18 protein-coding genes are annotated in these 20,330 nt (G+C 68.2%); 16 read left to right on the plus strand and 2 right to left on the minus strand.

All coding sequences use genetic code 11. The annotated features are described in order from the left end of the window. Positions 1 to 42: 42 nt before the first annotated feature. On the minus strand, positions 43 to 492 hold the full coding sequence (locus U1T56_RS22415) for an RbsD/FucU family protein (protein ID WP_418161738.1): 450 nt from the start codon (positions 490 to 492) through the stop codon (positions 43 to 45). A 311-nt stretch (positions 493 to 803) separates the two neighbouring features. On the opposite strand from U1T56_RS22415, the gene U1T56_RS22420 reads away from it, so the two are divergent. The 8 genes from U1T56_RS22420 to U1T56_RS22455 all read left to right on the plus strand — a co-directional run bounded on the left by U1T56_RS22420 (position 804) and on the right by U1T56_RS22455 (position 10,131). Beyond that, a complete protein-coding gene (locus U1T56_RS22420) occupies positions 804 to 974 on the plus strand; it encodes a DUF1289 domain-containing protein (RefSeq protein ID WP_418161739.1) in 171 nt (56 codons plus the stop codon). A gap of 3 nt (positions 975 to 977) precedes the next feature. Further along, positions 978 to 1,988: a betaine--homocysteine S-methyltransferase gene (gene bmt, locus U1T56_RS22425; protein ID WP_418161740.1), complete on the plus strand. Its 1,011-nt coding sequence runs from the start codon at positions 978 to 980 to the stop codon at positions 1,986 to 1,988. A 154-nt stretch (positions 1,989 to 2,142) separates the two neighbouring features. Beyond that, positions 2,143 to 3,414: a hypothetical protein gene (locus U1T56_RS22430; protein ID WP_418161741.1), complete on the plus strand. Its 1,272-nt coding sequence runs from the start codon at positions 2,143 to 2,145 to the stop codon at positions 3,412 to 3,414. Continuing rightward, entirely contained in the window at positions 3,414 to 3,569 is a 156-nt protein-coding gene (locus U1T56_RS22435; RefSeq protein ID WP_418161742.1) for a hypothetical protein, read from the plus strand. Before U1T56_RS22430 ends, U1T56_RS22435 begins: the two co-directional genes overlap by 1 nt. Before the next feature lie 147 nt (positions 3,570 to 3,716). After that, complete coding sequence (locus U1T56_RS22440) at positions 3,717 to 5,057, plus strand: ABC transporter substrate-binding protein (RefSeq protein WP_418161743.1); 1,341 nt, start codon at positions 3,717 to 3,719, stop codon at positions 5,055 to 5,057. 75 nt (positions 5,058 to 5,132) lie between these two features. Continuing rightward, complete coding sequence (locus U1T56_RS22445; protein WP_418161744.1) at positions 5,133 to 6,083, plus strand: carbohydrate ABC transporter permease; 951 nt, start codon at positions 5,133 to 5,135, stop codon at positions 6,081 to 6,083. Continuing rightward, complete coding sequence (locus U1T56_RS22450; protein WP_418161745.1) at positions 6,076 to 6,987, plus strand: carbohydrate ABC transporter permease; 912 nt, start codon at positions 6,076 to 6,078, stop codon at positions 6,985 to 6,987. The genes U1T56_RS22445 and U1T56_RS22450 overlap by 8 nt, the downstream gene beginning before the upstream one ends. A gap of 132 nt (positions 6,988 to 7,119) precedes the next feature. Continuing rightward, positions 7,120 to 10,131 carry an ATP-binding protein gene (locus U1T56_RS22455; protein WP_418161746.1) on the plus strand — a complete coding sequence of 1,004 codons (3,012 nt, stop codon included), beginning with the start codon at positions 7,120 to 7,122 and terminating at the stop codon, positions 10,129 to 10,131. 3 nt (positions 10,132 to 10,134) lie between these two features. Here U1T56_RS22455 and U1T56_RS22460 read toward each other — a convergent pair whose 3' ends face one another. Next, positions 10,135 to 11,724 carry an MBL fold metallo-hydrolase RNA specificity domain-containing protein gene (locus U1T56_RS22460; protein ID WP_418161747.1) on the minus strand — a complete coding sequence of 530 codons (1,590 nt, stop codon included), beginning with the start codon at positions 11,722 to 11,724 and terminating at the stop codon, positions 10,135 to 10,137. A 146-nt stretch (positions 11,725 to 11,870) separates the two neighbouring features. On the opposite strand from U1T56_RS22460, the gene U1T56_RS22465 reads away from it, so the two are divergent. The 8 genes from U1T56_RS22465 (at position 11,871) to U1T56_RS22500 (ending at position 20,262) form a co-directional block, all read left to right on the plus strand. After that, positions 11,871 to 12,170 carry a type II toxin-antitoxin system VapC family toxin gene (locus U1T56_RS22465; RefSeq protein ID WP_418161748.1) on the plus strand — a complete coding sequence of 100 codons (300 nt, stop codon included), beginning with the start codon at positions 11,871 to 11,873 and terminating at the stop codon, positions 12,168 to 12,170. A gap of 122 nt (positions 12,171 to 12,292) precedes the next feature. Next, a complete protein-coding gene (locus U1T56_RS22470) occupies positions 12,293 to 13,450 on the plus strand; it encodes an ABC transporter substrate-binding protein (protein ID WP_418161749.1) in 1,158 nt (385 codons plus the stop codon). Positions 13,451 to 13,466: 16 nt separating this feature from the next. Beyond that, positions 13,467 to 14,477, plus strand: a complete 1,011-nt coding sequence (locus tag U1T56_RS22475) for an ABC transporter ATP-binding protein (protein WP_418161750.1) — start codon at positions 13,467 to 13,469, stop codon at positions 14,475 to 14,477. 5 nt (positions 14,478 to 14,482) lie between these two features. Continuing rightward, on the plus strand, positions 14,483 to 15,433 hold the full coding sequence (locus U1T56_RS22480) for an ABC transporter permease (protein ID WP_418161756.1): 951 nt from the start codon (positions 14,483 to 14,485) through the stop codon (positions 15,431 to 15,433). Then, the gene (locus U1T56_RS22485) at positions 15,423 to 16,226 is read left to right on the plus strand and encodes an ABC transporter permease (RefSeq protein ID WP_418161751.1); all 804 of its coding nucleotides are present in this window, start codon (positions 15,423 to 15,425) and stop codon (positions 16,224 to 16,226) included. The genes U1T56_RS22480 and U1T56_RS22485 overlap by 11 nt, the downstream gene beginning before the upstream one ends. Before the next feature lie 437 nt (positions 16,227 to 16,663). After that, entirely contained in the window at positions 16,664 to 18,088 is a 1,425-nt protein-coding gene (locus tag U1T56_RS22490; RefSeq protein ID WP_418161752.1) for a gamma-aminobutyraldehyde dehydrogenase, read from the plus strand. A gap of 108 nt (positions 18,089 to 18,196) precedes the next feature. Further along, on the plus strand, positions 18,197 to 18,328 hold the full coding sequence (locus U1T56_RS22495) for a hypothetical protein (protein ID WP_418161757.1): 132 nt from the start codon (positions 18,197 to 18,199) through the stop codon (positions 18,326 to 18,328). 908 nt (positions 18,329 to 19,236) lie between these two features. Beyond that, on the plus strand, positions 19,237 to 20,262 hold the full coding sequence (locus U1T56_RS22500) for a two-partner secretion domain-containing protein (RefSeq protein ID WP_418161753.1): 1,026 nt from the start codon (positions 19,237 to 19,239) through the stop codon (positions 20,260 to 20,262). Positions 20,263 to 20,330 lie beyond the last annotated feature (68 nt).

Consider the following 20,330-nt stretch of genomic DNA (forward strand, 5'->3'; position numbering starts at 1 on the left):
GCGGTTCCGGCTGCAGGGCTGGAGGGAGGATCTTGTCCGTCGTCAGTCCGGGGCGATGACGCCCTTCTTGAAGATGAAGCAGCCGTAGAAGCGCCGCTCGCCGGTGGCGATCACCGCATAGGCCTTCCTGGCCCGCTCGTAGAACGCGAACCGTTCGATGGAGCCCATGGGCCAGCTCCTGCCCTCGGCGGCATCGATCTCGGCCTGCACCTCGCGCTGCACGTCCGGGATCTCGTCCGGGCGGCCGACGATCTCCATCCGCAGGACCGGCGTCTCGACGAAGGCGTCGAGCGGCATGACCGAGAGCACGGCGCGCGCGGCCCGTGCCGCCGTCACGTTGTCGATCCGCAAAAGGCGGCCCAGGACGGTCTGACGCGCCACCGAATCGGCGGGAAAGTTGGTGTCGCACAAGACCACGTCGTCGCCGTGGCCCATGGCACGAAGCGCATAGAGCACGTCCGCGTTCAGGAGCGGATCGATCGACTTCAGCACTGGCTCAGCCTCCGAGCAGCGATGCGGTGCCCGCGCGTTGCCGGGCGCCCGGCCGGCGTTCCCGCCGGTTCTCGTGGCCGAGAGACTGAGGGTGCTCGTGCGGGCTGTCAACGACTGCCGCTGCGGCCGTAGCCTGTCGCGTTTGCGACGGGGATCGGACAGGCCCTGTCGCAAATACGCAGCCGCCTGATCCCGGCCTCGGCTAGGGATGGGATGCCGACCTGCCCGAGCCCGAGGATCTTGCGCCCGTGACAGCCGTTTACGTGCCGTCGCCTTGTGTGGGGGTTTGCCGCCTCGACGCCAGTCGCGCCATGTGCGAAGGGTGCCTGCGGACCACGCACGAGATCGCGCGCTGGCCGTCCGCCGACACGACCGAGCGGCTCGAGATCGTGCAGCGCCTGCGCGAGCGGCGCCGTGCCGCCGGCCGGACCAGCGAGGCGGACAGCCGCCCGCGGCGCCGTGCCAGAGCGAGCGTTGCCTGAAGCATGTCGGATCGCCTCAAGACCCTGCTCGAGACCCGCCCCGTCCTTCTGGCCGACGGTGGCATGGGAACGGGCCTGTTCGCGCTGGGCCTCACCACCGGCGACAGCCCGGAGCTCTGGAACGTCGAGCACCCCGAGCGGGTGGCCGCGGTCCACAAGGGCTTCGTGGATGCCGGCTCGGACATCATCCTCACCAACAGCTTCGGTGGCAATCGCCTCCGCCTCAAGCTGCATGAGCTGCAGGACCGGGTGGGCGAGCTCAACCGCGCCGCCGCGCGCGTCGCGCGCGCGGTCGCGGATGTGGCCGGGCGGCCGGTCGTGGTCGCGGGTTCGATGGGACCCACGGGCGAGCTGATCGCGCCTCTTGGCTCCCTCGGCGCCGACGAGGCGGAAGAGGCCTTTGCCGAGCAGGCACGGGCCCTGGCCGAAGGTGGGGTGGACGTGCTCTGGATCGAGACCATGTCCTCCGCCGAAGAGGTCGAGGCCGCGGTCAAGGGGGCAGCGCGCACGGGCCTGCCCATCGTCACGACATTGAGCTTCGACACCAACGGCCGCACCATGATGGGCGTCACCCCCGAGGCGGCGGTGGCGCTGGCGCATCGCCTGCCGCAGCAGCCGGTCGCGTTCGGCGCCAATTGTGGCACCGGGCCGGGCCAGCTCCTCGCCACCGTGCTCGGCCTCAAGGCCGCCGCCGGCCCGAACGACGTCGTGGTCGCCAAGGGCAACTGCGGCATCCCCGAATACAAGGACGGCCACATCCACTACAGCGGCACGCCCGAGATCATGGCCGACTATGCCAGGCTCGCGCGCGCTTGCGGCGCGCGGATCGTCGGCGGCTGCTGCGGCACCACCGCCGCTCACGTCGCGGCGATGCGCAAGGCCCTCGACGAGGGCGAGGCCGGCCCAGTACCCGACATCTCCACCATCGCCGCAGCGCTCGGCCCCGTGGTGGTGCCCGGTGCCGCCGCCGGCGAGGCCGAGCCGCGCGCCGAGCGCCGCCGCCGGCGCGGCTGACCTCCCTTCTCCTTCTGTGGCACGACGGCAACGCCGGCGCCGGCAGCGCCAGCCGACCTGGCGTCGTGTCATGACACCCTCACCGTTCCATTGCACGTTCGAGGATGCGGCTCCGTGGAGCGGGGCCCATGATCGTCGCGATGGAGAGGTGTGGATGGCGGGAAAGGGGCTCGCGACCGTTCTTCTGGCCGGTGCGGCCTTGGCGGCCGTTCCGGGCGGGTCGGCCACGGCACAGCAGAGCCGGGACGTGCAGCGGCAGATCGAGGAGCTGCGCCAGCAGATCCTGCGCCAGCAGCAGACGATCGGCGAGCTGCAGCGCCGGCTCGAGGAGCTGCAGGGCGAGCAGACCCGGACCAGGGCGAAGGTGGAGGAGGGGGCCGAGCAGGCGCGCCGCAACGTCGTCGACCAGCCGCTCGTCCAGTCCGGCAGCCCCAGGGTCAGGGTCGCGGTCACCGGCCAGATCGACCGGCTCTTGAACCTCGCCGACGACGGCAAGCAGACCAAGGCTTATTTCGTCGACAACAACGTCTCGGTCTCGCGCCTGCGCGTCACCGGTACGGCCGAGCTCAGCGACAAGGCCAGCATCGGCACCAACCTCGAGCTCGCGATCTCGCCCAACAACTCGGCCGAGGTCAGCCAGATCGACGAGGCGGGCGGCCAGCGGAGCGAGTTCCGCAAGACCGAAGGCATCTTCAAGCACACCGACTACGGCACGATCTTCTTCGGCAAGGGCGATCCCGCCACCAAGGACATCACCCGCATCGATCTCTCCGGCACCGACGTGCTCGCCTACCCCGCCACCGGCGACATCGTGGGCGGCCTTCTGTTCCGCGACAACGACGACGATCTCACCGGGACCACGGTCAACAACGTCTTCACCGACTTCGATTCCGGCCGTCAGGACCGCATCCGCTATGACACGCCGATTCTGGCCGGCCTCACCGGTGCCTTCTCCTACGGTTCCGACCAGCGCTGGGGAGCGGCCGTGCGCTGGGCGGGCACGGGCCACGGCGTCGAGGCCGCGGCCGGCATCGGCGTGCAGGACCCGAGCGCCGAGGACATCGACCTCGTCTATGCCGGCTCGGCCTCGATCCTGCACGCGGCGACCGGCCTCAACCTCACCGCCGCCTCGGCCTCGCGCGACCAGGACGACGGCACCGGCCGGCTCTACTACGTCAAGGGCGGCTGGCAGCACCGGTTCTTCGACTTCGGTACCACCGCTTTCAGCATCGATTACGGTCTCGACGAGGACACGCCCGGCAACGGCGACGACGGCACCACGATCGGCCTCGTCGCGCTGCAGAACATCGAGCGGTACGGCACGGAGCTGTTCGCGGGCTTTCGCCTCTACGATCTCGATCCCGGTGGTGGACCCGGCACGCAGACGATCTATGTCGGTACCGCCGGCACCAGGGTGAAGTTCTGATGCGTCGCCTGGCGTTCCTCGCCGGCCTCCTCGTGAGCCTCGCCGCCTGCAGCGGCTGGCGGCCGATGGAAGTGCCCACGAACAGCGACATGAAGCCTGGTCCCGGCCTCTTCACCGGTAGCTCCGGCGCCTTCGTCCTCACGGCTCCGCGCTGAGAGGCGCCGGAGCTGCCATCCGACGGCCTCGCCGAGACGCCGTCTAAGGAGCGCATGCGGTTGCGCGACCATTGTGGCTGTTGCAGGATGCCGCCAGACCAAGAGCAGGCGGCCCTGTTGCCGGGCCGCGCCATCAGGGAGCACGACATGACGTTGTTCACGCGCCGCGACGCGTTGCAGACGAGCCTCGGCGCTCTGGCCGGCGCTACGCTCCTCGGATCGGGGAACTTGCGCGCCGAGGTGGCGGTGAAGGACGTGCCCGCCCCGCAATACGCGGTCGAGAAGGGCGCTTCCTTGCGGGTGCTGCGCCCCGCCAAGTTCGTGCAGGGCGACGAGACGCTGTTCCTCGAGAACACCAAGAAGTTCAGCCAGCAATACGGCGTGGAGGTGAAGGTCGACAGCGAGAGCTGGGAGGATCTTCGCCCCAAGACCGCGACCGCGGCCGCCATCGGCAGCGGTCCCGACATCGTGCTGGCCTGGTCGGACGATCCGCACAAGTTCGCGAGCCGCTGCCTCGACCTCACCGACCTTGCGACCTATCTCGGCGAGAAGTACGGCGGCTGGTGGCCGATCGTCGAGAAATACGGCCAGGACCCGAAGACCGGCAAATGGATCGCGATGCCGATCGGCGGCTCCGGCAACCGCTTCGTCTACCGGAAGTCGTGGGTCAACGAGGCGGGCTACGAGCAGCCGCCGCGCGATCTCGACGGCTTCCTCGACATGTGCCGGAAGCTGAAGGCGAAGGGACATCCGATCGGCTTCGCGCTCGGCAACGCCGTGGGGGATGCCAATTCCTGGTGCCACTGGCTGATCTGGACCTTCGGCGGGGCGCTCACCGACGAGGACAACAAGGTCACGATCAACAGCAAGGAGACGATCGAGGCCTTGAAATACGGCAAGGCACTCGCCGAGACCTTCGTGGCCGGTGCCGCCTCCTGGCTCGATCCCTCGAACAACAAGGCGTTCCTCGCCGGCGAGATCTCGGGTACCGGCAACGGCATCTCGATCTACTATGCCGCCAAGAATTCGCAGGATCCGGCCGTCAAGGCCATGGCCGAGGACATCTACCACGCCGCCATGCCGATCGGCCCCGTGGGCCGGCCGACCGAGCGGGCGCTCATCGTCAACTCGATGGTGTTCCAGCACACCAAGTACCCGAACGCGGCCAAGGAATATCTCCGCTTCATGATGGAGAAGGAGCAGTACGAGCCCTGGCTCACGGCCTCGATCGGCTACTGGAACCACCCGCTCAAGGCTTATGACGGGGCCGCGATCTGGAGCGTCGATCCCAAGCACGAGCCCTACAAGCACGTGCTCGCCGACGCCTTGTGGGACTCCTACAAGGGCACCCTCGGCGAGGCCTCGGCCGCCGTGCTCGCCGACTTCGTCATCGTCCAGATGGTGGCCGCGGTGGCGACCGGGCAGGCGACACCCGAGGACGCTGCGAGGGAAGCCGAGCGCCGCGCCAAGCGCTATTATAAGTCCTGAACGTCCGCCCATGAGGCCGCCGGCCGGTCCGACGGCCGGCGGCCATCGTTTCACCCTCGCATTCCGGAGGCGGCCATGGCGGCAACCGCCGATACCCTGATTCCTCGACGGCAGGCCGGCTGGCTCGCCCGGCTGTTCGACAACAAGACGTTCCTCATCGTCCTGTGCCTGACCCCGGCCCTGGGCATCCTGATCCTGTTCCTCACCTATCCCCTGGGCCTGGGCTTGTGGCTCGCCTTCACCGACACCACCATCGGCACGGACGGCGAGTTCGTCGGGCTCGACAATTATCGCTATCTCGCGGAAGACCCGGTCTTCTGGCTCGCGGTCGGCAACACGCTGCTCTACACGGTGGTCGCCACCATCGGCAAGTTCGCGCTGGGCTTATGGCTGGCGCTCATCCTCAACCACAACCTGCCGTTCAAGTCGTTCCTGCGTGCGATCCTCCTGATCCCCTGGATCGTGCCGACCGTGCTCTCGGCCATTGCCTTCTGGTGGATCTACGACCCTCAGTTCTCGATCATCTCCTACATCCTCGTGGATGTGCTGCACTGGCGCGACAGCTACATCAACTTCCTGGGCGAGCCCTGGAATGCGCGCTTCTCGCTGATCGCCGCCAACATCTGGCGCGGCATCCCCTTCGTCGCGATCTGCCTCTTGGCGGGCCTCCAGACCATCTCGCCCTCGCTCTACGAGGCGGCGATGATCGACGGCGCCTCGCCCTGGCAGCGCTTCCGGCACGTCACCTTCCCGATGCTGATGCCGATCCTGGCCGTGGTGCTCACCTTCTCGGTGATCTTCACCTTCACCGACTTCCAGCTCGTCTACGCCATCACCCGCGGTGGCCCCGTCAACGCGACCCACCTCATGGCGACCCTCGCCTACCAGCGCGCGATCCCGGGTGGCCAGCTCGCCGAAGGGGCTGCCATTGCCGTTGCCATGATCCCGTTCCTGATCGCCGCCACCGTCTTCAGCTACTTCGCGCTGGCGCACCGGAAGTGGCAGCAGGGAGCCCGCGATGACTGACCGCACCATGCCCGCCGACGACGCGTCGCCCGCCGTCGTTGTCCCCGAGCGCACCGGCGTGATCCAGTGGGAGTCGATCCCGCGCCGAATCGTCACGATCTGGCTGCCGCTCTCCTGCTTCGTGATCGTGCTCCTGTTCCCATTCTACTGGATGGCGGTCACGGCGCTGAAGTCGAACGAGGAGCTCTACAACTACAAGGATTACAACCCGTTCTGGGTCCACTCGCCGACACTCGCCAACATCAACCGCCTCCTGTTCGAGACCGATTATCCGCGCTGGCTCACGATCACCATGACCGTGGCGGTGGTGGCCACGCTGCTCTCCATCGCGGCCTCGGTGCTCGCAGCCTACGCCATCCAGCGCCTGCGCTTCAGGGGCAGCAACTATCTGGGGCTCGCGATCTATCTCGCCTATCTCGTCCCGCCTTCGATCCTGTTCATTCCGCTCGCCACGATCGTCTTCAAGCTCGGCCTCTACGACAGCCCGATCGCCCTGATCCTGACCTATCCCACCTTCCTGATCCCGTTCTGCACCTGGCTTCTGATCGGCTACTTCAAGTCGATCCCCTACGAGCTCGAGGAGTGCGCCCTTATCGACGGCGCCTCGCGGCTCCAGATCCTGTGGCGGATCACGCTGCCCCTGGCCGTGCCGGGGCTGATCTCGGCCGGGATCTTCGCCTTCACGCTCTCCTGGAACGAGTTCATCTATGCGCTCGCCTTCATCCAGTCGGCCGAGAAGAAGACGGTCCCTGTGGCCGTGCTGACCCAGCTCGTCGAGGGCGACGTCTATCACTGGGGCTCGCTCATGGCCGGCGCGCTCCTGGGCTCGATCCCGGTCGCCGTCTTCTATTCCTTCTTCGTCGAGTACTACGTCTCGAGCCTCACGGGCGCTGTGAAGGAGTAGAGCCGCCGCTTCGCACCGGAGCGCCCCGGACTTCCATGCCGAGAGGTGAGGCAATTTTCGCCTTGCGACGGTTGCCTTGCTTGGCGTTATACCGGCGGTCGGCCCGCCGGCCTACGCCTTGAGAAAAGCCCGATGCGCCTGCCTTCCCTCTGCATCCGCAACCGGATCGCGCTGCTCGTGACCGGGATCGTATGCGGCCTGACCATGGCGCTGCTCATGCTCGTGCATCTCGGGCTCCTGCCAGAGGTCCGCCGTCAGGCGGACCAGCGGCTGCGGGACGCCATGCATTACGCTGCCCTCGATCTCGCCCGCGGCGTCGAGGACAAACTGGCCGACATCGTCCGCATCGCCCGATCCGCGCCGGTGCTGGAGACCGCGGACGACCGGACGATCCAGCGCCGTTGGCTCGCGAGCTTCATGGCCGGCCGGAACGGCTATGTCTGGCTGGGCGTCGCCGGGCCGGACGGTACGGTCCGGCTCGACACCACGGGACTGATGGAAGGGCGCAGACTCGAAGGGGGCGGTTGGTTCGAGCGCGCGGTACGGGCGCCCGAGATCGACGACGTGCCGGAAGCCGCCATCCTCGATGCGCTGCCGAAGGCGCAAGATGGCAAGCCGCTGCAGCTCTTGAGATTGTCCGCTCCCGTTCTCGACCCGCAGGGCCGCCTTCGCGGCGTGCTTCTGGCCTATCTCGATGACGCTCACCTCGAGGATCTGGTCCGGGATCTCACGACCCGGGTCGAGACCGAGGTCGGAGCCAGGCTGTCGGTGATCGATCGGAGCGGCCGCACCCGCTTCGGCGAGCCGCTCCCGTCCTGGCTGCAGAGCACGATGGCCGGCAGCCGGGACGACGATGCCGTGGACAGCGATCCCACAGGCCGTGATCATGCGGTGCTGCGCGTGCCGGTACCTGCCATCCAGGGCATCGATCTGGGCTGGACCGTCGTCCTCGAGAGCGATCTCGCAGCGGTCGCGGGGCCGCTCCGGCGGCTGGAGACGTTCCTGATCGTGATCGGCGGGCTGGCCGTCCTGATCACGCTGCTGTTCACCCTGCCGGTGGCGACCGCCATCACGCGGCCGATCGACGTTCTGGTCGATGCGGCCGAGGCCTATGCGGCCGGACGCTCCGTGCCCGCGCTGCCTGTGGCGAGGTGCCCGCCCGAGGTCGGCCGGCTGGCCCACGCGTTGCAGGCGCTGGTGGCGGTTCTGCAGCGGCGCCAGGGGCTGCTCGTGCAGGCGCTCGCGGCGGGGCGCCAGATCGCCTGGGAATACGACGTCCCCCGGGGCCGCACCCGGATCGAGGGGCTCGAGGGGACGTGGCTGGGCTGGACCGCAGCCGAGCTCGACGAGGGCACCGGCTCCGACTGGCTCGCCTTCGTCCATGCCGACGGCCGCACCTGGGTCGAGGCGGCGATGGCCGGGTTCATCGCCTCGGGCGACGATCGCATCATCCTGCAATACCGGATGCTGGCGAAGGACGGCAACTATCGCTGGGTCGAGGATCATGCGCTCGTCCTGGAACAGGACAGCGAGGGCAGGGCCCTGCGGCTGGCCGGCACCGTGGTCGATATCGACGAGCACAAGGCCATCGAGCAGCGCCTGCGCGAGAGCGAGGCGCGGGCAACGCTGCAGCTGAGCGAGCTGCAGGCCCTCTACGACCAGGCACCGATCGGCCTGGCCGTGCTGGACCCGCAATTCCGCTACCTGCGGATCAACCCGCACCTCGCCCGCATCAACGGTCGCGCGCCGCGGGACCATATCGGCCGGACGGTCGAGGAAATCCTGCCGGACGGGTGGCCGGCCCTGGAGCCGTTGCTGCGCCGGGTTCTCGATACCGGCAACGCCAGCCGGGCGCTCGAGCTCACGTTCGAGACCCCGGCGGCTCCCGGCGTCCAGCAGACGTTCGTCGCGAGCTATTTCCCCATCAAGGACCCGAGCGGGACCACGATCGCCGTAGGCGCCGTCGTCGAGGATGTCACCCAGCGCAAGCGGGCGGAGGCGGCCGAGCGGGCGAAATCGGCCTTCCTCGCCACGATGAGCCACGAGATCAGGACCCCGCTCACCGCCATCCTGGGCTTCGCCGACCTGCTCGCGGATACCGATCTCGGGGAGGGGCAGCGCCACCAGGTCGCGATCATCCGCGACACCGGCCGGATGCTGCTCGCCATCATCAACGACATTCTCGATTTCTCCAAGCTCGAGGCCGGCAAGGCCAGCCTCGAGATCGCGCCGTTCGCGCTGCGCGAGCTGATCTCGGGCACGTTCGAGACGGCACGGCTCCTGGGCGCCGAGCGCGGGCTCGCCTTTCGCCTCGAGATCGGCGACGGGGTGCCGGACCGGGTCGCGGGCGATGCGATCCGCCTCAAGCAGATCCTGACGAACCTTTTGGGCAATGCCGCCAAGTTCACCGAGAGGGGCGGGATCACGCTGCGCGCCACCCTGATCGGCGAGGAGGAAGACAAGCTGCGGCTCCGGTTCGAGATCGAGGATACCGGCATCGGCATAGCGCCCGAGCGCCTGCCCAAGCTGTTCGTCATGTTCGAGCAGGCCGATCAGTCGATCACCCGGCGCTTCGGCGGCACCGGTCTCGGCCTCGCGATCTGCAAGCGTCTCGCCGATCTCATGGGCGGACGGATCGGGGCGCGGAGCACGCCCGGCGTGGGCAGCACGTTCTGGGTCGAGCTGCCGTTCGCGCGTGTGCTCGCGCCGGCGCGTGCCGAGGCCGAGCCGGTCCGTCCGGCCGCCGGCGGCGCACCCCTGCGCCGTGGCCGCATCCTCGTGGTCGACGACATCGCCACCAACCGGCTGCTGCTCGACGCTCTCCTGCGTGGCCAGGGCCAGGAGGTGGTGCTGGCCGCGGACGGAGTCGAGGCGGTCGAGCTCGCCGCGCGCGAGTCCTTCGACCTGATCCTCATGGACGTGCACATGCCGCGCCAGGACGGGCTCGCCGCGACCCGCGCCATCCGTGCGAGCGACGGTCCCAATGCCGCAACGCCGATCGTGGCGCTCACGGCGGCCGTCCTCGCCGAGGAGGTCGCGGCCTGCAGCGAGGCCGGGATGGACGACTGCCTCGCCAAGCCCGTCGATCCGGCCCGTCTCATGGGCCTCCTCGCCTCCCGCATCGGCCTGCGCACCGCTGCCTGAGCATCAGGAAGCGTCCAGCTCGCGCCGCAGCCGCTCGAGCAGCGCCATGCGCGCCGCATCGTCCCCGAGCCCCTTGAGCCGGCGGCCGAGATCGAGGAGCAGCCGGGCATAGGCGTTGTGCCAGTCGGCCGGGAGCGCCGCCGCCTCCGGTGGCAGGCGCGACGGGCCCGGCAGGAGCCGCGGCGGTGCGCCGGCTGCGAGCGCGAATGCGGCATCGAGGGCCGGCAGGTGCACGAGCGTGGGATCGACCCCGATCCCGGCGAGCTGCGTCCTGAACGCGGTCATGGCCCCGGGCTCGCCATGGATCAGGAACAGCCCGCCCTTCACCGGCAGGCAGCTTTCCACCCAGCGCCGGAGTTCCTTCTGGTCGGCATGGGCGGAGAAGGCATCGATGGCGCGGATGCGTGCCCGCACCACCACCTCCTCGCCCTCGACCCGGACCGAAGGCTCGCCCGCGAGGATGAGCTGGCCCAGCGTCCCCGGCGCCTGGTAGCCCACGAACAGGACGGTCGATTCCGCGCGCCAGAGATGGTGCTTCAGGTGGTGGCGGATGCGCCCGGCCTCGCACATGCCGCTCGCGGCGAGGATGATCGCGCCCGAGGTGATCGCGTTGAGCGCCTTGCTGGCCTCGGTGGTCTCGGTGAAGGTCAGCCGCGGATCGGCGAACACCATATGCAGGTCCTGGCCTTCGGCCAGCGAATCGCGATGCCGCGCGAACACCTCGCTCGCCCGCACGGCCAGCGGCGAATCGAGGAATACCCTGGCTTCAGGGATCTCGCCTGCGCGCATCAGCTCCAGGATCGTGTAGATCAGCTCCTGGCTGCGCTCGACGGCGAAGGCCGGGATCAGAAGATTGCCGCCCGCGGCCAGCGCGTCCCGGATCTCGCGCGCCAGCCGGGCGCGCCGCTGCTCGACCGTGACGTCCTCGCGGTCGCGATCGCCGTAGGTGCTCTCGACGATGACGAAGTCCATGCCGGCGACCCCGCGCGGGGCGGTGTGGAACGTGGTCTCGTCGGGTCCGAGATCGCCCGAGAACAGGAGCCGCACGGGCGTCCCGTCGTCGTCCCCGACCTCGACTTCGATCGAGGCCGAGCCCAGGATATGGCCGGCATCCCGGTAGCGCGCCCGCACGCCCGGTCCCGGCTCGAGCCAGCGATCGTAGTCGCAAGCGCGGGTCTGCTCGAGGCAGCGCTCGGCGTCGCGCTCGGTGTAGATCGGCTCGACCAGGGGCCGCCCGCGCTGCCGGTTGCGCTGGTTGAGCCGCTCCACCTCGCTCTCCTGGATGTGGCCGCTGTCCGGCAGCATGAAGCGCAAGAGATCGATCGTGGGCTCGGTCGCGATGATCGGCCCCTTGAACCCGTGCTTGCGCAGCTTCGGCAGCAGCCCGGCATGGTCGATGTGGGCGTGGGTGAGGAGCACGTAGTCGACGCCGGGCGGTGCGAACGGGAACTTGCCGTAGTTCAGCTCGCGCACCGTCTTCGTGCCCTGGAACAGCCCGCAATCGACGAGGAACCGCCCGGCCGCGTGCTCGACGAGGCAGCAGCTGCCGGTCACCGTCGAGGCGGCGCCGTGAAAGGTGAGGCGGACCGGCATGATCGTCCCCGCTCGTTCTTGCCCCGGATACGCCGGAGCCTGCGCCGGCGCCGGGTGGCGGTCAACCGCCGCCCTCTGGGCTACAACGCCTGCGCGCTCGTCGCGCTCTTCACCGGCACCGGCCCGCCCCCCGCGGGATGGCCGCGATGCGGGACGAGAGCATCGCCGTCTCTGCCATCACCGTTTGGGAGCTCACGCGCAAGGTAGCATTCGGCAAGCTGCTGCCCTTGCCCGTGGCGGGCGGGAGCCTCGGCGGCTATCTGCAGGCACGGGGCTTCGTTCCGGTGCCGCTCATCCGGCAGGATGCCGAAACGGCCAATGCCCTGCCGCCGATCCATAAGGATCCGATGGATCGGATGCTCATCGCCCAGCCGCTGCGCCCGGGCGCTACCATCATCAGCGACGATGGCATGTTCCAGGCCTATGGGGTGGCGACGCTCTGGTAGCCCGAGGCGCGCGGGACTGCTCCACTTCCCGTTTGCTTTCAGCTCTTTGGCGCGCCATTGTCGGCGACGGCACGCCGGCGCCGTTCGAGCGCGGCGGCAGCAAACGCAGGGAGCGGACAAGCATGACGCGGCGTCTCGTGGCGGCCGTGAGCCTCGCCGGCAGCGTGGCCCTGGCGACGACCCCCGGCTTCGCGATGGTGAAGGAGATCGGCAAAGGCGAGGGGCAGGTCAACATCGTGGCCTGGCCCGGCTACATCGAGCGGGGCGATACCGACAAGGCCTATGACTGGGTCACGGGCTTCGAGAAGGCGACCGGCTGCAAGGTCAGCGTCAAGACCGCCGGCACCTCGGACGAGATGGTGGCGCTCATGAACGAGGGCGGCTTCGACCTCGTCACCGCCTCGGGCGACGCCTCCTTGCGGCTCGTCGCCGGCAAGAAGGTGCAGGAGATCAACATCGACCTGATCCCGTCCTGGAAGACGATCGATCCGCGCCTGCAGAACGCCCCCTGGCACACGGTGAACGGCAGGCACTACGGCGTGCCCTACCAGTGGGGTCCGAACGTGCTGATGTACAGCACGCAGGTGTTCAAGGAGCCGCCCAGGTCCTGGAGCGTGGTGTTCGAGGAGCAGACGCTGCCCGACGGCAAGTCCAACAAGGGCCGGGTGCAGGCGTTCGACGGGCCGATCCACATCGCCGATGCCGCCCTCTACCTCATGCACCGCAAGCCCGAGCTCGGCATCAAGGACCCTTACGAGCTCACCGAGGCGCAGTACAAGGCGGCCTTGGACCTCCTGCGCCAGCAGCACGGCCTCGTCCAGCGCTACTGGCACGACGCGATGGTGCAGGTGGACGACTTCACCAACGAGGGTGTCGTCGCCTCGGGCTCCTGGCCGTTCCAGGTCAACCTGCTGAAGAGCAAGGGGCAGCCCGTCGCCAGCACGATTCCTATGGAGGGTGCCACGGGCTGGGCCGACACCACCATGATGCATGCCGAGGCCGAGCACCCGAATTGCGCCTATATGTGGCTCGAGCACTCGCTCTCGAAGAAGCTCCAGGGCGACCTCGCCGCCTGGTTCGGCTCGGTCCCGGCCGTGCCCGCCGCCTGCGAGGGCAACGAACTCTTGGGCCCCGAGGGCTGCAGGACCAACGGCATCGAGGATTTCGACAAGATCCACTTCTGGCGCACGCCGGTCGCGAAGTGCGCCACCCAGAGCGAGGGCTGCGTCCCCTATTATCGCTGGGTCACCGACTACATCGCCATCCTGGGCGGCCGCTGACGGAGCGCACGGCTTCATGACCGTCGCGGTTCAGCTCCGGCAGGTGAGCCGTACCTTCGGCGAGGTGCGCGCGGTGGACGGCGTCAGCCTCGAGATCGAGGACGGCACGTTCTTCGCCATGCTCGGGCCTTCGGGCTCCGGCAAGACGACGTGCCTGCGCCTGATCGCCGGCTTCGAGCAGCCCGATGCCGGCGAGATCCTGCTCCACGGCAAGCCGATGCAGGGCGTCCCACCCTACGAGCGGCCGGTGAACACGGTCTTCCAGGATTACGCCCTGTTCCCGCACCTGAACGTGCTCGACAACGTCGCCTACGGCCTCATGGTCAAGGGCGTGCCCAAGGCCGAACGCTACCGCCGCGCCCAGGCCATGCTCGAGGTCGTGGCGCTCGGCGAGCACGGCCGGCGTCGCCCCTCGCAGCTCTCGGGCGGCCAGCGCCAGCGCGTGGCGCTGGCGCGCGCCCTCGTGCTCGAGCCCGAGGTCCTGCTGCTCGACGAGCCCTTGGGTGCGCTCGACCTCAAGCTCCGCCAGCAGATGCAGACCGAGCTCAAGGCCTTGCAGCGCAAGGTGGGCATCACCTTCGTCTTCGTCACCCACGACCAGGGCGAGGCGCTCGGCATGGCCGACCGCGTCGCCGTGTTCAACCGGGGCCGGATCGAGCAGGTTGGAACACCGGAGGAGGTCTACGAGCGTCCAGCCACGGCCTTCGTCGCCGGCTTCGTCGGCAGCGCCAACATCCTCGATCCGGCGACGGCCGAGCGCCTGTTCGGCCGCCGCCAGGCCTTCTCGCTCCGCCCCGAGCGGATAGCCCTCACCGATGCGGCCGAGATCACGGTGGAAGGCACCGTGGTCGAGACCCAGTACCACGGTGCGAGCACCCGCCTCGACGTGGTGCTCGACGGCGGCCCGGTCCTCGTCGTCGAGCGCCGCAACGACGGCGCCCTGAGCCGCCCGGAGCGCGGCAGCCGCGTGCGTCTGGGTTGGTCTGCCGCCGCCATGCAGCCGCTTCGGGAAGGGCCCGTGGCGTGAGCGCCATCGCCTCCGCTGCCCTGCCGGCGCCGCAGCGCCGGGGCCTCGCCCGCCGCCGCCTGTCCACCTGGCTCTGGCGGCACGGCGCCTGGCTCACGCTCCTCCTCCTGCTCCCGCCGCTCCTGTGGCTCGGCGTGGTCTATCTGGGCTCGCTCATCGCCCTTCTCGCCCACAGCTTCTTCCGCCTCGACGAATTCTCGGGCCAGGTCGTCCACGAACTCGGTGTGACGGCCTATATCGAGCTTCTGACCCAGCGCGCCAATCTCGACATCATCCTGCGCACGGTCGCCATGGCGGCTGCCGTGACGCTCGCCTGCGCCGTGATCGCCTTCCCGATCGCCTACATGGCCGCCCGCTTCGCGGGCCAAAAGCTCAAGGCCCTGTTCTACCTCGCCGTGATGCTGCCGCTCTGGTCGAGCTATCTCGTGCGCGTCTATGCCTGGAAGCTGATCCTGGCCAAGGAGGGCATCGTCAACTGGGCGGCGCAGACGACCGGCCTCGCCTGGCTCCTCGACGCCGTCCTGGCCCTGCCCGTCATCGGCGGCCCGTCGCTCTCGGTCTCCTATCTCGGCATGTTCCTGGTCTTCACCTATATCTGGCTGCCCTACATGATCCTGCCGGTGCAGGCAGCACTCGAGCGCGTGCCGCCTTCCCTGATCGAGGCCTCGGCCGACCTGGGTGCCAAGCCCCGCCAGACCTTCCGCACCGTGATCCTGCCTCTGGCCCTGCCCGGCATCGCCGCCGGCTCGATCTTCACCTTCTCGCTGACACTCGGCGACTACATCGTCCCCTACATCGTCGGCACGTCGAGCCTGTTCATCGGCCAGGCCGTCTACATCCAGCAGGGCACGGCCGGGAACATCCCGCTCGCCGCCGCCTTCTCGATCGTGCCGATCGCGATCATGGCCGTCTATTTATGGGCCGCGAAGCGCCTGGGAGCGTTCGATGCGCTCTGAAGCCGGCCTGGGTTTGAAGCTCGCCGCCGCGGCCGGGCTCCTGTTCCTTCACGTGCCCATGGCCTTCATCCTGCTCTACGCCTTCACCACCGAGGACAAGAGCTACCAGTTCCCGCCGCCGGGCCTCACGCTGCGCTGGTTCGCCGTCGCCTGGGAGCGGCAGGACATCTGGAACGCGCTCCTGCTCTCGGTCCGCGTCGGCCTGATGGCGACCCTCCTCGCCCTGATCCTGGGCACGCTCGCGGCCGCCGCCTTGTGGCGCTCCCGCTTCTTCGGCCGCGACGCCGTCAACCTGCTCCTGGTTCTGCCTATCGCCCTGCCGGGTATCGTCACCGGCATCGCGCTCCGCTCCACCATCGGCGTGCTGGACGTGCCGTTCGGCTTCTGGACCATCGTCGTCGGCCACGCGACCTTCTGCATCGTCGTGGTCTACAACAACGTCATCGCGCGGCTGCGCCGCACCGCGCCCTCCCTGATCGAGGCCTCGATGGATCTGGGAGCCGACGGTTTCCAGACCTTCCGCTACGTCATCCTTCCCAACATCGCCACGGCACTCCTCGCCGGCGGCATGCTCGCCTTCGCCCTCTCCTTCGACGAGGTCATCGTCACCACCTTCACCGCCGGCCAGCAGACCACGCTGCCGATCTGGATGCTCAGCGAACTCGTCCGCCCGCGCCAGCGCCCCGTGACTAACGTGGTCGCCGTCTTCGTCATCGCCGTGACCTTCCTCCCGATCCTCGGCGCCTACTGGCTCACCCGTGGGACGGAGAGCGTGGCGGGCGGCGGGAGGTAGGCAGATGCTCCGGACAGCCACGAGCGGGTGCGGATGGCCCGGCCGGCTGCATGCGTCTCGGCCGATCCGCTCGCCGTCCGTCTCGATCTGGATGCCTGTTTTCCCTTGCCGCCGTCTCTCCTGCCGCCCCGAGGTACAATGATATTCCAGCAGGCCCGGGTCGCACCGGCTGCGGGCGAAACGAGAGCGGCTTCGGCCATGGCCACCGGATGGCTATCGAACAGCTCGTAGAGCGTGTCGTCCGCACGCGGCTGCGCATCCCGGACGAGGAACGCGTCGAGCGTCCTCGGCCGCTCGGGCTGGCGAACCGCCGGATCGGCGATTCGCCCGTCTCCTTCCTTCGGCCCCGATACCGGCATACCGCGAGCGCCGCCGCTTGCCAGCTCGGTGCCGCCGCCCCAAAACCGGTGCCAGCGACATCAGGGAGAGGACAACCCATGCAGACCGATCTGCTCATCAACGGCAGCTTCGTGAAGGGCGAGGGGGCGGAGGAGGCGATCCTCGATCCCGCCACGGGCGAGACCATCGCCACGGTGCCCGAGGCTTCGCTCTCCCAGATCGAGGAGGCCGTGGCCGCGGCCGACGCCGCCTTCCCGCGCTTCGCCCGCACGACACCGCAGGAGCGCTCGCTCATGCTGCTCAAGGTGGCGGACGCGATCGAGCGCGAGGCCGAGGCGTTCGCGGCGCTCGAATCCAGAAACTGCGGCAAGCCGCCCGCGAAGGCACTCGGCGACGAGCTGCCCGCCATCATCGACTGCTTCCGTTTCTTTGCCGGTGCCGCCCGCTGCGCGCCGGGTCTTGCCGCCGGCGAGTACCTGCCGGGCCTCACCAGCATGATTCGCCGCGATCCGGTGGGCGTCGTGGCCTCGGTCGCACCCTGGAACTACCCCCTGATGATGGCGGCCTGGAAGCTCGCTCCCGCCCTTGCCGCCGGCAACACGGTCGTCCTCAAGCCCTCCGAGCAGACTCCGCTCACCACCCTGAAGCTCGCCGAGATCCTGGCCGCCATCTACCCCGCCGGGGTCGTCAACGTCGTCACCGGCCGCGGCGACAGCGTGGGTGCTCCGCTCGTCTCCCATCCGCGCGTGCGCATGGTCTCGCTCACCGGCAGCCCCGAGGCCGGCACCAAGGTACTGCAGGCGGCGGCCGCCACCACCAAGCGCACCCACCTCGAGCTCGGCGGCAAGGCGCCCGTCATCGTCTTCGACGATGCCGACCTCGAGGCCGTGGTGAACGGCATCAAGGTGTTCGGCTACTACAATGCCGGCCAGGACTGCACCGCCGCCTGCCGGGTCTATGCCGGTGGCAAGATCCACGACCGGCTCGTGGCCGACCTCGCCGCGGCCGTGTCCTCGATCCAATGGGGCGAGCCCTCGGGCGAGGGCATGGACATCGGCCCCCTCATCAGCAGCCGCCAGCGCGAGCGGGTCGCGGGCTTCGTCGAGCGCGCGAAGCAGGCCGGCCACATGGAGATCGTGACCGGCGGCCGGGCCGGGCAGGGCAGCGGCTTTTTCTACGAGCCGACCCTGGTCGCGGGCGCGCGGCAGGAGGACGAGATCGTCAGGAAGGAGGTGTTCGGCCCCGTCGTCTCCGTCACCCGCTTCAAGGACGCGGAGGAGGCGATCCGGTTCGCCAACGACAGCGAGTACGGCCTCGCTTCCAGTGTCTGGACGAAGGACGTCAGCAAGGCCATGCAGGTGGCCGCTGCGTTGCAATATGGCTGCACCTGGATCAACACCCACTTCATGCTCTGCAACGAGATGCCCCACGGCGGCTTCAAGCGCTCGGGCTACGGCAAGGACATGTCGCTTTACGCGCTCGAGGACTACACGGTGGCACGCCACGTCATGGTGGCGCACTGAGGCCGGAGCGGCTCCCGCGGCCCGGCGGCAGCAGTTGCTGCCGGGCACTTGGCCCGTTCCGTCGATTTACTATTGTGGTATTCTCCCGGCTTCGGCTCGGAGAACGCCATGGCGACCGTCCATGTGGAGCGCCGGCTGGCGGCGATTCTGGCCGTCGACATCGTCGGCCATGCGCGCCTGATCGGGGCGGACGAGGCCACGACCCTGGCCGCGATCAAGGATCGCCGCCGATTCCCGTAAAAGGAAGCCATGTTCGAGCAATACACGCCATGAAGGAGAAGCAAAGGAGCCTACAATGAAGCCCGGTGCCCGAATCGGGCGCGCCGGTATCTGCGTGTGGGGCGGGCCTTACGACTCGCCCCTACCGCGACTAGCGCACCAGGTATGAACAGCGACACGCGGGATTGGTCCTGCCAACTAGCCTGCCGCTGCCAGAAACAGGACCATCATAGTAATACATATCGGTAGATTTCTGCCTGCAGCCTAAGTCCAGATTGATCCAGCAGTGATTGTATCCAATTCTTTAGAATTGAGTACTATTTTGTTCAAATGTTGATTGGATGTATGGTGTTTCTTTTACTTGATTTGCATATTTTCAGTCGCATCATCAGCATGAACTATTCATACTGGCAAACAAAAAGATTAATCTAGATAGCAGTACAGGTGATTTCTTAAGAAGCATAGGTTGCCTTTTCTCCACGACAGGAGTTGCGCTGATCGAGCCGTGCACTTGTCTTCATCTTCTGTTTCTCGTCTATGGCGCCAAGACGGCGCGATGCGCCCTCAGATATAGCCGTGGGTTGGGACCGTCCGCTGTTAACCGCTTCATAGGCCATGCCAGAACTGTCCCGGCGTATCAAAGTAAGGAAGATGCCCGACCCCGGACCGGAGAGGGCGTCATGACGAGATACAGAAGCTATGTTCAATCCCTCGAACTCGCGGCGCTGCGCTGACCGTTCTCGTTCGCTGCGGTCATCGAGCTTCGGGATCCAGCCTCCTGGCTTGCGGTGCATGCCTGCGTATAAGAAGATGCCCAACCGGTCGGGACGGCAGGGACGGGCACCGTGGCACGGCGCAGAGACTGCAGCAGGCCTCTTGGGCTGGCGCTGGGCATAGCTTTGCTGGGGCCGGCCCTGGGTCATGCCGAGGTGGCGACCGACGGCACGCTCGGGCCCAGGCTGCGCCTTGCCGGTCCGGAGGTGACGATCCCCGCCCGGCTCGGCCAGACCCGCGGCAAAAACCTGTTCCACAGCTTCGCCCGCTTCGGGGTCGAAGAGGGGCAGCGGGTCACCTTCACCGGGCCTTCGGGGCTCAGGAACATCATCGGCCGGGTCACCGGCGGCGCGCCATCCACCATCGACGGCACCCTGCGCTCGAAGGTCCCCGGCGCCGATCTCTGGCTGCTCAATCCCGCGGGCATCCTGTTCGGCCCCGATGCCCGGCTGGCGGTGCAGGGCTCGTTCCATGCCAGCACCGCCGACGAGCTGCGCTTTGCCGACGGGGCGGTGTTCAGCGCGCGTGCGCCGGGCGGGAGCGTGCTCTCGGTGGCGGCGCCACAGGCGTTCGGGTTTCTGGGTGCGAGGCCGGCGCCGGTCACGGTCGACCGGAGCGTGCTCGCCGTGCCAGAAGGCAAGGCGCTCTCGCTCACGGGCGGCAATGTCACCGTCACGGCCCGGAACCAAGGTGCAGCCAGCGGGAACTTGGCCGGCATCCTGCAGGCAGAGGCCGGCCGGGTCACGCTGGCGGCGCTGGGCGGTCCCGGCGCGGTTGCCGTCGCGACGGGCCGGGCCACCGGTGCGGTTTCCGGGGCGGTGCACCTGAGCGGCGAAGCTGTGGTGACTGCGAGCGGCGATGGTGGCGGCACGATCCGAATCCGGGCCGGGCGGCTCGTGGTCGAGGACCGCTCGTCCATCTTGGCCGATAACGTTGGTGGGACGAACGCCAGGGGCGGGATCACTGTTACCGCTGACACTTTGGATCTGAATAATGACTCTGCTGTTACCTCGGACGTTTTGGGCATAGGAAATGCGGGTCGGGTAGAACTTCGAGCTAGAACAGTAAGAATAAGAAACGGAAGCTATATCAGCAGTTCCAGTTTCGGCCTAGGAAATGCTGCTGATATTACACTAATGGCTGATCACCTAATTATTGATGGCAATGGAAATCCTGATTAGCCGTGACCCTCATCCAGCGACGAGGACCCGATAGGGCATAGGCTTGGTGCGGGCGGCGCTGTGGACGA

This window comes from Benzoatithermus flavus (assembly GCF_037908215.1).
GTDB classification, from domain to species: Bacteria; Pseudomonadota; Alphaproteobacteria; order Geminicoccales; family Geminicoccaceae; genus Benzoatithermus; species Benzoatithermus flavus.